We start from the raw sequence: 13417 nt of genomic DNA, 5'->3' as shown, positions 1-13417 counted from the left end.
CGATGGCAGCCACACGCCCAAAGACCACCCAGGAGCCGCCGGTAGTCCTCCCAGTGGGCCTGAACGCGTGGCTTCTCGACTGCGTCCCGGTCCCCGGCTGCAAGGTGTGTGCGGCCAACTGGAGACAGCTCAACGCCGCGAAGCACAAGGGCGACATCACGCAGGCCGCCAAGCATGCCACTGAGGTCCGCGATCACGCCTCGGGAGTGCACTGATGGCGATGGACATGCAGACCTACAGGGACCGCCGCAAGGAGGCCACCGAAGCGGCAGAGGCGATCCGAGCAGCCCTGGCCGGTCTTGGCCTCCCCGAAAGCGTCTGGGGCAGCGTGCGCCCGATGGTGACCCACAGCGGCAAGCCCTACGTACACCTCGGCATGGTCCGCGCGGAGGCGGCAGCGCGGATGGCCGAGGCCATGCGTGCTCCGGCCGAGCCATAGTCAGGGACCTTCGGCGGCGGTGCTCGCCTTGACACCACCCTGGGCGCGGCGTGCGGTGGAGGCAGGACAACCTTCTCTGTGAGGGACTTGAAATCATGGTCGCAATTGAGAAGCCGACTGTCTCGGTCAAGGAGTTCGAGGCACTGTGCCGGACGCTCCACACGGTATCCGAGGGGCGCGAGCTATACCCCGACAACCTGGGCAGGGTCGCGCTGGAACTCCTGAAAGGGCTTGGCCTGGCGGTTGCCGTGGACGACAAGGGAGGAGCGCAGTGGGTAAACCGCCCGTCCGTGGACTCTGAGAAGCCTGCCCAGCCATGCCCACTGGGCATGGTTCCGGTTCGTGGTCTGGAACTAACTCCCCCCGGTGCCGGGACTCCGGGCGCCGGGGAAATCTCTGTACCCTCCCTATGGCCCCATCGGGCTGCGTGAACCTTCAACACCCCTGGCTTCGGCTACAGTTGCGCGCACAGACCTACGAGAGCCTGGGTTCCGACGTACCCAGGTGGTCCGTCGGTGTTGCGCACCTTGGAGAGGCAGTCGCAACGGCGAGGCCAACCTCGGGGCTGGCATTGACCGGCAGGTCGAGGCCCATGCGGTGGCACCCGCACGCGACCTGCCCGGCGCTTATGCCATGTTGGGATCAAAGGAGAGGGACTAGCCGGATCAGCCCTGGCAAGGCACCGAGACCCTGAACGTCGGCACGGCCTCAGCAAGACCTCACACGTACGTCACGTGGTGGTCAGGCTGAGAGCTGCGTGCCGAAGGTCTGATCGCCGGAAAGGTACTCAGACCGTTGAAGCTCTCGTTCGGCGTCAAGGTGCTGGTGGTCATCATCTGCATCCTGATCTCCGTCATCGTGGCCATCGTGGCTGGCCTCATGAGCCACGCCCCCGGCTCGCCCATCAGTGAGGCTGTCCTGTACGGCGGCGGCGCGTTCGCTGGCTGCCTGATCCTCTGCCTGACAGTGCTGTCGACCCTTGGCGTGCTGTGACCATGCGGAAGCCCCGGAGGGTCGGTCTCTGGGGCTTCGCGTCAGCGCGGGTCAGTCGTCCGTGTCCGCGAACGCAATCTCGGGCCTGCCCTCAGTGAGGGCGCTGACCAGCGGGGTGTGGGCCTGGAACAGAAGAGAACCAGCGACCTTGACCAGGGCTTCGGTGAGCGCCTCGGTTTCGCCGCAGTCGTTCATGATCCGGTCATAGGTCTGGGCATCTCCGGCCAGCGCCGCAATGATCAGCGTGTACGCCTTGATCAGGTCGTCGTTCGAGCCGATCACGTCTCGCAGAGGGTTGGCGGTCTCGCTCTTACCGATGGTCATGACGATCACTTCTTTGCAGGTGCCGTACGTCCAGTGTTGCGGCGCGGTGCCGCGAGGGCACATCCGGGGCACACCGCTGCGAGAATCAGTGTGAAGCGATAGAACTCACTGAGATACGTTTTCGCAGGTCAGTCGATCGATGGCTTGAAGGTGCAGGTCAGGCGTTCGCTCGTACAGATACCCTTGACATGTGACCGACGCCCAAGAGACCGCAGCAGACAGCTCACTGCGAACCACCGGAGGCGCCCCTCCGGACGACGGCGGATCTTCTGTTACGGGGGCGCCGAACCCTGAACCGATCCCTTTGCTCGAACCGCGTGACGGTATTCCGCCGGTCGTCGCCGACGACGCCGCGCTCGCCGAGGTGATCGCCGCCTTCGCGGCCGGCTCCGGCCCTGTCGCCGTCGACGCCGAGCGCGCCTCCGGCTACCGCTACGGACAGCGCGCCTATCTCGTCCAGCTGCGCCGCGAGGGCGCGGGCACCGCGCTGATCGACCCGGTGGACTGTCCCGACCTCTCCGGCCTCGGCGAGGCGCTGTCCGGCGTGGAGTGGGTGCTGCACGCCGCCACACAGGATCTGCCCTGCCTCAGGGAAATAGGCATGGTGCCGACGCGGCTGTTCGACACCGAGCTGGCCGGGCGGCTCGCCGGGTTCCCGCGGGTCGGGCTCGGCGCGATGGTCGAGGGCGTTCTCGGCTTCGTCCTGGAGAAGGGGCACTCGGCCGTCGACTGGTCCACCCGCCCGCTGCCAGAGCCGTGGCTGCGGTACGCCGCGCTGGATGTGGAGCTCCTCGTCGACCTGCGGGACGCGCTGGAGAAGGAACTGGACCGGCAGGGCAAGCTGGAGTGGGCCCACCAGGAGTTCGCGGCGATCGCGGCGGCGCCGCCCGCCGAGCCGCGCAAGGATCCCTGGCGTCGTACGTCCGGGATGCACAAGGTGCGCCGGCGTCGGCAGCTGGGCGTCGTGCGCGAGCTGTGGCAGACGCGGGACCGGATCGCGCAGCGGCGGGATGTGTCGCCGGGCAAGGTGCTGAGTGACGCGGCCATCGTGGAGGCCGCGCTCGCTCTTCCGGCCAATGTGCATGCGCTCGCCGCTTTGAACGGGTTCGGGCACCGGATGGGGCGGCGGCAGCTGGAGCAGTGGCAGGCGGCGGTGGATCGTGCGAAGGCGCTGGCCGACGCGCAGTTGCCACAGCCGGGTCAGCCGGTCATGGGGCCTCCGCCGCCGCGGGCCTGGGCCGACAAGGATCCGGCCGCGGCCGCTCGGCTGTCCGCGGCCCGCGCCGGGGTCTCGGCGTTGGCCGAGGAACTGAACATGCCGCAGGAGAACCTGATCACGCCGGACACGGTGCGGAGAGTGTGCTGGGAGCCGCCGGTTCCGGCTGATGCCGGGGCGGTGGGGGCGGCTCTGGCCGGGTTCGGGGCTCGGGCCTGGCAAGTCGAGCTGGTGACTCCGGTGCTGGTGGAGGCGTTGTCCGCCAAGGCGCCGTAAACGGTTCCTCTAGGTCTCTCAGCGCGTCGCTCCTCGCATGAAACCGTTGTAGATGAAGCGCTGCAGGAACAGGAACACGATCAGCGTCGGCAGGATCACCAGGACCGCTCCCGCCGAAATCGTTTCCCAGTGCGCCGCGTACGGGCCGCGGAAGCGGAACAGCGACGTCGAGATCACGCCAAGATCCTCGGACGGCATGTAGAGGAAGGGGATGTAGAAGTCGTTGTAGACGGTGATCCCCTTGACTATCACGACCGTGGCGATCGCCGGCTTGAGGAGCGGGAAGATGATCTTGCGATAGATCGTGAAGGCGTTGGCTCCCTCAAGGCGTGCCGACTCGTCCAGGGAGATCGGGATGGATCGTACGAACTGCAGGAAGATGTAGATCGACACGATGTCCGTGCCCATGTAGAGCACGATCGGCGCCCAGAGCGTGTCGAACATGCCGAAGCTGTTGACGATCTGGAAGGTCGCCACCTGGGTGGTGACACCGGGGACCAGCGCGGCGACCAGGAAGAGCGCCACGACCAGTGTCTTGAAGCGGAACGTGAAGCGGTCGATCGCGTACGCCGTCATCGAGCCGATGAGGACCGTGCCGCCGACGGCGAACAGCAGGATGAGGGCCGTGTTGCCGAACGCCGAGAGCATACGGCCGTCCTGGAACGCGGTGACGTAGTTTCCGAAGTTGAGCAGGTCGGCGGGGAGTGACAGGGCTCCGTCGGCGTCCGCCATCTCCTTCTCCGTCTTGAGGGAGGTCAGCAGGACTACGACGAGCGGGAGCAGGACTATCGACGCGGCGACTGTCAGCGAGAGATAGACGAGCGTACGGGCTACGGCTCGGCGCGTCATACGAGGTCCACCTTGTCGTCGGGGACGAGGCGCCGCTGGACCCAGGTCACCGCGAGGATGATCAGCAGCAGCACGACCGCGGCGGCCGAGGCGAGCCCCGTCTTGTTGAAGCGGAAGGCCAGGTTGACGGTCTGGATCACGAACGTCTCCGTGCCCGTCGCACCGCCGGTCATGATGTACGGAATCTCGAAGACCGAGAGGGAGCCCGAGATGGAGAGGATGACCGTCAGGCTCAGGACCGGCTTGATACCGGGCGCGATGATGTAGCGGAACTGGTGCCAGCGGTTCGCGCCGTCCAGTTCGGCGGCCTCGTACAGCTCCCCCGGAATCGACTGGATCGCGCCGAGGAAGAGGACGAAGTTCAGGCCCATGTAGCGCCAGACCGAGACGCCGGCGAGTGAGACGTTCGCGGAGGTGGATGTCCCGAGCCAGGCGTGGTCGGTCGTGACGCCGAAGAGGCTCAGGATCGAGTCGAGGGTGCCGCCGTCCTGGAAGAAGTAGAGGAAGACGAAACCGATTGCTACCCCGTTGATCAGATACGGGAAGAAGAGCACGCCCTTGAAGAAGTTCCGGAAACGGACGTTGAAACTCAGGATCGTCGCGAAGTAGAGCGCGGCCGCGATCTGGACGACGGAGGCGGCGAGGTAGTAGCCGCTTACGAAGAAGACGCGGAAGAGGTCTTCGCGGGTGAAGATCTCGGCGTAGTTCTCGGCGCCCGTGTAGTTGAGCTCGGGGCTCACGCCGTCCCAGTCGGTGAAGCTGTACGCGACCATGTTGGCGATCGGCGCGTAGGTGAAGATGATCAGGAGCGCGAGCGGGGCGATCAAGAACAGCCAGGGGGTGACGCCCCGCCACAGGCGTGCCCGGCGGGGGGCGCGGGCCGGGACGGGGGCCAGGTGCGCCGCCCCGGCCCCGGCCCGCACGGCCGCCTTCGGGGTGGTGTCCGTCATCACGACCCCACGGACTTCTGTGCCTCGGTCCAGCGCTTGCTGAGGTCGGCGAAGAGATCGTCGAGGCTGCCCTCGGTGGCACCGCGGGCCACGTCGACCAGTTTCTGGCGGTACTCGGGGGCGTAGATACCGGCTTCGGACTCGTTGTCGATGAGCTTCACCTGGGCGCCCTTGGCGTCGTCCAGGTCGATGAGCTTCACACCGGCGTCCTCGTACGGCTTCAGCACCTCGGGCAGCGGGGCGTCCTGGAGCGGGGAGATCGCCAGGTTGTCCTTGTCGTAGCCGGACTTGTCGGTGAACCAGTCGATCCAGGCGCGGGCCGCCTCCTTGTGTTTCGAGTGGACGTTGACGGCCTGGTTGTAGTCGGGGGCGACGACCGCGCAGAACGTGCCGTCCGCCTGGGCGGGAAACGGCATGAAACCGATGTCGTCGGGGTTTTCTCCGGCCTTCTTCGCGGCGTCCTGGAACTGGACGATCGCCCACGTGCCGAGCCACTGCGTGGCGATCTCGCCCTTCGCCATCCGGGGCTTGGACTCCTCCCAGTTGGTGGTGGCCGGGTCCTTCTCGGCCAGGCCCTGCTTGACGATGTCGTGCAGCAGCGTGTCACCGACGCGCAGGTCGGCGTCCTGCGCCCAGGGGTCGCCCTCGGCCAGCTTCGTGGTGGCCTCGGCGTCGCAGTGGACCGAGCCGTTGACGTACGTCCACGACGTCAGCGGCCAGCCCGCGGCGAAGTTGGTGTAGTAGGGGACGGCGTCGGTCTTCGACTTGATCGCCTTCAGGGCGGTCAGGAACTCGGCCGGGGTGGTGGGCCAGTCGGTGATTCCGGCCTGACGCCAGACCTTCTTGTTGTAGAGGAAGCCGGGCGCCACGCCGACCGGGCTCTGACCGTAGACCTTGCCGTCGACGGTGGTGTAGTCGGTGAAGCGGTACTTCTTGCTGCGCTCCTCCTGGGTGCCCAGCGAGGCGAAGAACTTCGGGTAGTCGCTCTTCTTGATAACCGCGGGGATCAGCAGGACGTCGCCGTAGTTCTCCGTGTTCATACGGATCTTGACTTCGGCCTCGTAGTTGGTCAGGGCCTCGAATTCGACCTCGACCTTCGGATAGGTCTTGTTGAACTCGGCGGCGTACCGGTCCATCGTGCCGTCCTGCACGAGGTCGGTCCGCACGGTGAGCACCTTGATGGTTCCGCTCACCTGGGCCGGATCATCGGGCGCTTCGGCATCCGCCCCCTTCGACGAGCCTCCGGTACCGGTGCACGCCGAGAGCAGCAAGGCACCCGCGGCAATGGCCAGGACTGTACGGCGGTACATGTGCATCAGCTCCGTTCACGAGACGGACGAGCACTGCGGGTTGGCTGATTCGGAACTCTGACAGCGCTTTCTCGACCGGTAAAGTCCCTATCTCGCCAACGGGTGTCAGAAACCTTCTCTGTAATGGGATTGACCGGTTTAGGGAGTGCCCCATGCTGGAGGTCGCACCGCTCACCGAGGGATGGATCCTGCGACACCCCGGAGGCACTGGGGACACGCTCCCGGCCACCGTGCCCGGCTGTGTGCACACCGATCTGCTGGCGGCCGGGGTGATCCCGGATCCGTTTCTCGGTCGGAACGAGACCGAGGTCGCGTGGGTGGGGCGGCGGGACTGGGTCTATGAAACGGACCTGAACGCGGTATCCGGGCATGAGCAGACCAACCTCGTCTTCGACGGCCTCGACACGGTCGCCGAAGTCCTGCTCGACGGACGGCTGCTGGGCCGCACACGGAATATGCACCGCTCCCATCGATTCGACGTAACCGGTCTCCACGGGCGCCTGTCCGTGCACTTCACCTCCGCGTACGCCGAGGCCGAGGCCGTGCGCGGCAAGCTGGGCGAGCGGCCGGCGGCCTACGCCGAGCCCTTCCCGTACATCCGCAAGATGGCCTGCTCCTTCGGCTGGGACTGGGGGCCGACCCTGGTGACGGCCGGGATCTGGCGCCCGGTACGGCTGGAGCACTGGTCGACGGCGCGGATCGCCCGCGTGCGCCCGCTCGTCACCGTCGAAGAAGGCACAGGGCGGGTCGAGTTGTACGTCGACGTCGAGCGGACCCGGGTCGAGGCACCGCTGTCCGTCGAGGCGACGATGGGCGGTGCAGGCGGTGCACGGGTGCGCGCCTCGATCGACGGCACTCGGGGCGTCGTACGGCTGGAAGTCCCCGAAGCGGACCTGTGGTGGCCCCGGGGGTCCGGTGAACAGCCGTTGTACGACGTCGAGTTGACGCTGCTGCACGATGGCGACGCGCTCGACGTGTGGCGTCGGCGCGTCGGCTTCCGCAGCGTCGAGCTGGACACCTCGCCGGATGCGTACGGATCGGGGTTCACGCTGGTCGTCAATGGTGAGCGGCTCTTCGCGCGGGGCGTCAACTGGATCCCGGACGACGTGTTTCCGTCCCGGATGACGCGTGACCGCTACCGAGAGCGGCTCGGACAGGCAGCCGACGCGGGTGTGGACCTGGTGCGTGTGTGGGGCGGCGGGATCTACGAGAGCAAGGACTTCTACGACGCGTGCGACGAACTGGGGCTGCTGGTGTGGCAGGACTTTCCGTTCGCGTGCGCGGCCTACCCCGAGGAGCAGCCGCTGCGGGGCGAGGTGGATGCGGAGGCCCGGGAGAACGTCGTACGGCTGATGCCGCATCCGTCGCTGGTGCTGTGGAACGGGAACAACGAGAACCTGTGGGGCTTCAGGGACTGGGACTGGGAGCGGCGGCTGGACGGGGGCTCCTGGGGCGAGGGGTACTACCTCGGCGTGCTGCCGCGGGTGGTCGCCGAGCTGGATCCGACGCGGCCGTACACGGCGGGCAGTCCCTGGTCCGGGTCCTGGGCGCGGCACCCGAACGATCCGGCGCACGGCACGCACCACTCGTGGGAGGTGTGGAACCGGGCGGATCATGAGGACTACCGGCTCGAAGTCCCCCGTTTTGTCGCGGAGTTCGGCTGGCAGGCACCGCCCGCCCACGCCACGCTGCGGCGCGCGCTGCCGGGTGAGGAGCTCGCGCCCGACTCCCCCGGCATGCTGCACCACCAGAAGGCGGACGACGGAAACGGCAAGCTGCGGCGTGGCCTGGAGCGTCATTTCGCGTTTCCCGAGGGCGACTTCGATCGCTGGCACTACCTCACACAGGTCAATCAGGCGCGTGCGGTAGCCGCCGGCATCGAGCACTGGCGGTCGCACTGGCCGGTGTGCGCGGGGACGGTCGTATGGCAGCTCAACGACTGCTGGCCGGTGACGTCGTGGGCGGCGATCGACGGGGACGGGCGGGAGAAACCGTTGTACTTCGAGTTGCGGCGGCTGTATGCGGACCGGTTGCTGACGGTGCAGCGGAGGGAGGGCGGGCTGGTGCTGGCGGCGGTCAACCAGTCTGCCGAGGAATGGGCCGGTGAACTGAGGCTGCGTCGGATGTCTGTCGAGGGCGCGGTGCTCGGTGAGGCGAGCGCGGGCTTCACGGCGGGCGGGCGTTCCGTGGCGGTGGTGCGGGTGCGACGGGAGTTGGAGCCGGTGGGTCCGAAGGAGTTCCTGGTCGCGGACGGGGGCGGGCTGCGCGCGTGGCACTTTCCCGCCCCGGATCGTGAAATCCCGTACGTCCGGCCGGAGTTCGACGTCGCGCTCGTGCCGGGAGGGGTACAGGTCACGGCCCACACCCTCGTACGGGATCTGCTGTTGCAGGCCGACCGGCTGGACCCGGACGCACGGGCCGACCGGGGGCTGGTCACGCTGCTTCCGGGCGAGCGGGTGACCATCGGTGTGCGGGGCTGGAAGACTCCCGATGCGGGCGCCGCCCGATCAGCCCTGTACTGCGTGGAGCCCACCCGATGACGGAAACGCCGACATCCCGCGTCACCATCAAGGACGTCGCCGCGCGCGCCGGTGTCTCCAAGGGTGCCGTGTCCCTCGCCTTCAACCACAAGCCGGGGCTGTCGGAGGCGACCCGGGACCGGATCTTCCGGGCGGCCCGGGAGCTGGGCTGGGCACCGAGCCTCGCGGCGCGGTCGCTGGCGGGGTCGCGCGTGGACGTGGTGGGGCTGGCGATCTGCCGGCCGGCGCAGATACTCGGGCTGGAACCGTTCTACATGGAGTTCATCTCGGGTCTGGAGAGCGTGCTGACCGAGCACTCCTGCTCGCTGCTGCTGCGGCTCGTACGCAATCTGGAGGAGGAGGCCGGGCTCCAGGAGGCGTGGTGGCGGGGGCGGCAGATCGGCGGTTCGATCCTGGTCGACTTCCGCGCGGACGACCCGAGGGTGGGCGTGGTGGAGCGGCTCGGCATGCCGGTCGTGGCCGTGGGGCATCCGTCGCTCACCGGGGGTCTGACCTCCGTATGGACGGAGGACGCGACGGCCGTGACCGAGGCCGTGCGGTATCTGGCGGCGCTCGGGCACCGGCGGATCGCGCGGGTCGGGGGTGCGGCGGCCCTCGGCCATACGTCCATCCGTACGGCGGCGTTCGACGAGGCGGGGCGGGCCTTGGAGCTGGCGGGGGCCTGGCAGGTCGCCACCGACTTCTCGGGTGAGGCGGGGGCGCGGGCGACGCGCTCGCTGTTGACGGCTGCGGCGCCGGATCGGCCCACGGCCATCGTTTACGACAACGACATCATGGCTGTGGCGGGGTTGTCGGTGGCGGCGGAGATGGGGTTGTCGGTGCCGGGGGATGTTTCGTTGCTGGCGTGGGACGACTCGCAGTTGTGCCGGCTCACGCATCCCACGTTGTCCGCGATGAGTCATGACGTGCACGGGTTCGGGGTGGATGTGGCTCGGACGCTGTTCGGTGTGATCATGGGGGATGGGAGGGGGTCGCATCCGGTGCCTACTCCGGTGCTGACGCCGCGGGGGTCGACGGCGCCGCCGCGGGGATAGCCACCGTCCAGATGTGACCTTCGCCGCTCGACCCACCGGGGCTGTGCAGCTACGTTACCCATAAGTAGCATGGTCTGAGCAAGCGCTCAGCGTCCCGCACCTCTGGAGGAGAGCCATCGTGCCTCGTACCGTCAGGGACGTCGTCTTCGTCGACGGCGTCCGCACACCGTTCGGCAAGGCGGGCCCGAAGGGCATCTACCACGAGACTCGCGCCGACGACCTTGTCGTGAAGGCGATCCGGGAGCTGCTGCGCCGCAACCCCGGTCTCGACCCGAAGAAGATCGACGAGGTCGCCGTCGCCGCGACCACGCAGATCGGCGACCAGGGCCTGACCCTCGGCCGGACGGCGGGCATTCTCGCCGGTCTGCCGCAGTCGGTGCCCGGCTACTCGATCGACCGCATGTGCGCCGGTGCGCTGACCGCCGTCACCACCACCGCGGGCTCCATCGCCTTCGGTGCGTACGACGCCGTCATCGCCGGTGGTGTCGAGCACATGGGCCGGCACCCCATGGGCGAGGGCGTGGACCCGAACCCGCGGTTCGTGAGCGAGAAGCTGGTCGACGAGTCCGCCCTGTTCATGGGCATGACCGCCGAGAACCTGCACGACCGCTACCCGACCATCACCAAGCAGCGCGCCGACGAGTACGCCGTGCGCTCGCAGGAGAAGGCCGCGAAGGCGTACGCCAACGGCAAGATCCAGCAGGACCTGGTGCCGATCTCGGTGCGCCGGACCAACCCGGAGGCCGGTGAGACGGGCTGGGGCCTGGTCACCGCCGACGAGCCGATGCGCCCGGGTACGACGCTGGAGAACCTGGCCGGTCTGAAGACCCCGTTCCGTGTCCACGGCCGGGTCACCGCCGGTAACGCGGCCGGTCTGAACGACGGCGCCACCGCGTCGATCATCGCGAGCGAGGACTTCGCCCGCGAGCACAACCTGCCGGTCAAGATGCGCCTCGTTTCGTACGCGTTTGCGGGCGTAGAGCCGGAGGTCATGGGCTACGGCCCGATCCCGGCGACCGAGAAGGCGCTGGCCCAGGCCGGTCTGTCGATCGAGGACATCAACCTCTTCGAGATCAACGAGGCCTTCGCCGTCCAGGTCCTGGCCTTCCTGGAGCACTACGGCATCGCGGACGACGACGCGCGCGTCAACCAGTACGGCGGCGCCATCGCCTACGGTCACCCGCTCGCCTCCTCCGGCGTCCGCCTGATGACGCAGCTGGCCCGCCAGTTCGAGGAGCAGCCGGAGGTCCGTTACGGCCTCACCACCATGTGCGTCGGCTTCGGCATGGGCGCCACGGTGATCTGGGAGAACCCGCACCACAAGGACGCCGGAGGCAACAAGTGAGCACCGCTGAACTCCTGAAGGGCGCGGCCGAGCTGTTCCCGGACGAGGTCGTCACCCAGGCGCACGTACGCCACCTCGACCTGCCGTTCGGCGCCGGGCGCTTCGCGCTGATCACGCTCGACAACGGCTTCGACCACACCAAGCCGACCACGTTCGGTCCGGCCTCGCTGGCGAACCTGAACACCGCCATCGACCAGGTCGAGCAGGAGGCCGCAGCCGGCGAGATCGTCGGTGCGGGTGTCACCGGCAAGCCGTTCATCTTCGCGGTCGGCGCCGACCTCAAGGGCGTCGAGCTGCTGAAGAACCACGACGACGCGCTCGCCATCGGCAAGGGCGGCCACGAGGTCTTCAAGCGCCTCGCGGGCCTCGCCGTGCCGACCTTCGCGTACTACAACGGCGCCGCCATGGGCGGTGGCGTCGAGGTCGGTCTGCACTGCAAGTACCGGACCGTCTCCAAGGCGCTGCCCGCCTTCTCGCTCCCCGAGGTCTTCCTCGGCCTGGTCCCCGGCTGGGGCGGCTGCACGCTGCTGCCGAACCTGATCGGCGCCGACAAGGCCGTCTCGGTGATCATCGAGAACAGCCTCAACCAGAACAAGCAGCTCAAGGGGCAGCAGGTCTACGACCTGGGTATCGCCGACGCCGTCTTCGAGGGCGCCGACTTCCTGGAGCAGTCGCTGATCTGGACCGCCCAGGTGCTCAAGGGCGACGTCGAGGTCGAGCGCCCGCTGATCGACCGCGGTGAGGCCTGGGACCAGGCTGTCGCCAAGGGCCGTTTCATCGCGGACGGCAAGGTGCACGGGGCGGCTCCGGCCGCCTACCGTGCCCTCGACATCATCGCCGCCGCCAAGAACGGCGACCTCCAGCAGGGTTACGACGCCGAGGACAAGGCGCTCGCCGACCTGATCATGGGTGGCGAACTGCGCGCCGGCATCTACGCGTTCAACCTGGTGCAGAAGCGCGGCAAGCGCCCGGCCGGTGCGCCGGACAAGAACCTGGCGCGTCCGGTCACCAAGGTCGGCGTCGTCGGCGCGGGTCTGATGGCCAGCCAGCTCGCCCTCCTCTTCCTGCGCCGCCTGGAGGTGCCGGTCGTGCTGACCGACATCGACCAGGAGCGCGTCGACAAGGGTGTGGGCTACGTCCACGCCGAGATCGAGAAGCTGCTCGGCAAGGGCCGTATCAACCAGGACAAGGCCAACCGCCTCAAGGCGCTGGTGACTGGTGTCCTGGACAAGGCCGAGGGCTTCGCTGACGCGGACTTCATCATCGAGGCCGTGTTCGAGGAGATCGGTGTCAAGCAGCAGGTGTTCGCGGAGGTCGAGGCGGTCGCCCCGGCGCACGCGATCCTCGCCACCAACACCTCGTCCCTCTCGGTCACCGAGATGGCGTCGAAGCTGAAGAACCCCGAGCGGGTCGTCGGCTTCCACTTCTTCAACCCGGTCGCGGTGCTGCCTCTGCTGGAGATCGTCCGCGGCGAGCAGACCGACGACGCCTCGCTGGCCACGGCATTCGCGGTCGCCAAGAAGCTGAAGAAGACGGCGGTTCTGGTGAAGGATGCCCCGGCGTTCGTCGTGAACCGCATCCTCACCCGCTTCATGGGCGAGATCCAGAACGTCATCGACGAGGGCACCCCGGTCGAGGTCGCCGAGAAGGCGGTCGAGCCGCTCGGCCTGCCGATGTCCCCGCTGGTCCTGCTGGAGCTGGTCGGCCCCGCGATCGGCCTGCACGTCTCGGAGACCCTCAACGGGGCCTTCCCGGACCGCTTCAAGGTCTCCCCCAACCTCGCGGCCGTCGTCAAGGCGGGCAAGCGCGGCTTCTATGTCTACGACAGCGGCAAGCCCGAACTCGACCCCGAGGTCGCCGCGCTGCTCAAGCAGGGCGATGTCGTCCTGACCGAGGAGCAGGTGCGGGCGCGCGTGCTGGACGCGGTGGCGCAGGAGATCGGGCTCATGCTCGACGAGGGTGTCGTCGCCGAGGCCCAGGACATCGACCTCTGCCTGATCACCGGCGCCGGCTGGCCCTTCCACCTGGGCGGCATCACGCCGTACCTGGACCGTGAGGGCGTGTCGGAGCGCGTGAACGGGAAGCGGTTCCTGGAAGCGGGCGTGGCCAGCGTCCCCGTATAAACCGCTGGTGATGTACGT

At 68.0% G+C, this 13417-nt stretch carries 12 protein-coding genes; 8 read left to right on the top strand and 4 right to left on the bottom strand.

The annotated features are described in order from the left end of the window. Positions 1 to 2: 2 nt before the first annotated feature. The 3 genes from QQY66_RS38820 (at position 3) to QQY66_RS38810 (ending at position 1432) form a co-directional block, all read left to right on the top strand. Positions 3 to 215 carry a hypothetical protein gene (locus QQY66_RS38820; RefSeq protein ID WP_301985062.1) on the top strand — a complete coding sequence of 71 codons (213 nt, stop codon included), beginning with the start codon at positions 3 to 5 and terminating at the stop codon, positions 213 to 215. Next, positions 215 to 439 carry a hypothetical protein gene (locus QQY66_RS38815; protein ID WP_301985061.1) on the top strand — a complete coding sequence of 75 codons (225 nt, stop codon included), beginning with the start codon at positions 215 to 217 and terminating at the stop codon, positions 437 to 439. The genes QQY66_RS38820 and QQY66_RS38815 overlap by 1 nt, the downstream gene beginning before the upstream one ends. A gap of 795 nt (positions 440 to 1234) precedes the next feature. Beyond that, positions 1235 to 1432 (top strand): hypothetical protein, encoded by a 198-nt coding sequence (locus QQY66_RS38810; RefSeq protein ID WP_301985060.1) that lies wholly within the window; start codon positions 1235 to 1237, stop codon positions 1430 to 1432. Positions 1433 to 1483: 51 nt separating this feature from the next. Here the strand turns inward: QQY66_RS38810 and QQY66_RS38805 are convergent, their stop codons facing one another. Further along, positions 1484 to 1756, bottom strand: a complete 273-nt coding sequence (locus QQY66_RS38805; protein WP_301985059.1) for a hypothetical protein — start codon at positions 1754 to 1756, stop codon at positions 1484 to 1486. Positions 1757 to 1946: 190 nt separating this feature from the next. Between QQY66_RS38805 and QQY66_RS38800 the strand changes: the two genes are divergently transcribed. Then, a complete protein-coding gene (locus tag QQY66_RS38800) occupies positions 1947 to 3248 on the top strand; it encodes a ribonuclease D (protein WP_301985058.1) in 1302 nt (433 codons plus the stop codon). Between the two features lie 18 nt (positions 3249 to 3266). On the opposite strand, the gene QQY66_RS38795 is transcribed toward QQY66_RS38800, so the two are convergent. The 3 genes from QQY66_RS38795 to QQY66_RS38785 are packed head-to-tail and all read right to left on the bottom strand — an operon-like array spanning position 3267 to position 6357. Then, a complete protein-coding gene (locus QQY66_RS38795; RefSeq protein WP_301985056.1) occupies positions 3267 to 4097 on the bottom strand; it encodes a carbohydrate ABC transporter permease in 831 nt (276 codons plus the stop codon). Next, positions 4094 to 5047 (bottom strand): carbohydrate ABC transporter permease, encoded by a 954-nt coding sequence (locus QQY66_RS38790; protein WP_301985055.1) that lies wholly within the window; start codon positions 5045 to 5047, stop codon positions 4094 to 4096. The genes QQY66_RS38795 and QQY66_RS38790 overlap by 4 nt, the downstream gene beginning before the upstream one ends. After that, positions 5047 to 6357, bottom strand: coding sequence for an ABC transporter substrate-binding protein (locus QQY66_RS38785; protein WP_301985054.1), 1311 nt, complete (start codon positions 6355 to 6357; stop codon positions 5047 to 5049). Before QQY66_RS38785 ends, QQY66_RS38790 begins: the two co-directional genes overlap by 1 nt. Before the next feature lie 152 nt (positions 6358 to 6509). On the opposite strand from QQY66_RS38785, the gene QQY66_RS38780 reads away from it, so the two are divergent. The 4 genes from QQY66_RS38780 (at position 6510) to QQY66_RS38765 (ending at position 13399) form a co-directional block, all read left to right on the top strand. After that, positions 6510 to 8897 carry a glycoside hydrolase family 2 protein gene (locus QQY66_RS38780; protein ID WP_301985053.1) on the top strand — a complete coding sequence of 796 codons (2388 nt, stop codon included), beginning with the start codon at positions 6510 to 6512 and terminating at the stop codon, positions 8895 to 8897. Continuing rightward, complete coding sequence (locus tag QQY66_RS38775) at positions 8894 to 9931, top strand: LacI family DNA-binding transcriptional regulator (RefSeq protein WP_301985052.1); 1038 nt, start codon at positions 8894 to 8896, stop codon at positions 9929 to 9931. Before QQY66_RS38780 ends, QQY66_RS38775 begins: the two co-directional genes overlap by 4 nt. A gap of 118 nt (positions 9932 to 10049) precedes the next feature. Continuing rightward, on the top strand, positions 10050 to 11276 hold the full coding sequence (locus QQY66_RS38770; protein WP_301985051.1) for an acetyl-CoA C-acyltransferase: 1227 nt from the start codon (positions 10050 to 10052) through the stop codon (positions 11274 to 11276). Beyond that, positions 11273 to 13399 carry a 3-hydroxyacyl-CoA dehydrogenase NAD-binding domain-containing protein gene (locus QQY66_RS38765; RefSeq protein WP_301985050.1) on the top strand — a complete coding sequence of 709 codons (2127 nt, stop codon included), beginning with the start codon at positions 11273 to 11275 and terminating at the stop codon, positions 13397 to 13399. The genes QQY66_RS38770 and QQY66_RS38765 overlap by 4 nt, the downstream gene beginning before the upstream one ends. Positions 13400 to 13417 lie beyond the last annotated feature (18 nt).

This window comes from Streptomyces sp. DG2A-72 (genome assembly GCF_030499575.1).
Classification (GTDB): Bacteria; Actinomycetota; Actinomycetes; order Streptomycetales; family Streptomycetaceae; genus Streptomyces.
This window is presented reverse-complemented; position numbering and strand designations above follow the sequence as displayed.

Coding starts and splice junctions, on each gene's coding strand:
- QQY66_RS38795 (WP_301985056.1), bottom strand. CDS start 4,097: ATGACGCGCCGAGCCGTAGCCCGTACGCTCGTCTATCTCTCGCTGACA.
- QQY66_RS38780 (WP_301985053.1), top strand. CDS start 6,510: ATGCTGGAGGTCGCACCGCTCACCGAGGGATGGATCCTGCGACACCCC.
- QQY66_RS38805 (WP_301985059.1), bottom strand. CDS start 1,756: ATGACCATCGGTAAGAGCGAGACCGCCAACCCTCTGCGAGACGTGATC.
- QQY66_RS38820 (WP_301985062.1), top strand. CDS start 3: ATGGCAGCCACACGCCCAAAGACCACCCAGGAGCCGCCGGTAGTCCTC.
- QQY66_RS38785 (WP_301985054.1), bottom strand. CDS start 6,357: ATGTACCGCCGTACAGTCCTGGCCATTGCCGCGGGTGCCTTGCTGCTC.
- QQY66_RS38815 (WP_301985061.1), top strand. CDS start 215: ATGGCGATGGACATGCAGACCTACAGGGACCGCCGCAAGGAGGCCACC.
- QQY66_RS38775 (WP_301985052.1), top strand. CDS start 8,894: ATGACGGAAACGCCGACATCCCGCGTCACCATCAAGGACGTCGCCGCG.
- QQY66_RS38790 (WP_301985055.1), bottom strand. CDS start 5,047: ATGACGGACACCACCCCGAAGGCGGCCGTGCGGGCCGGGGCCGGGGCG.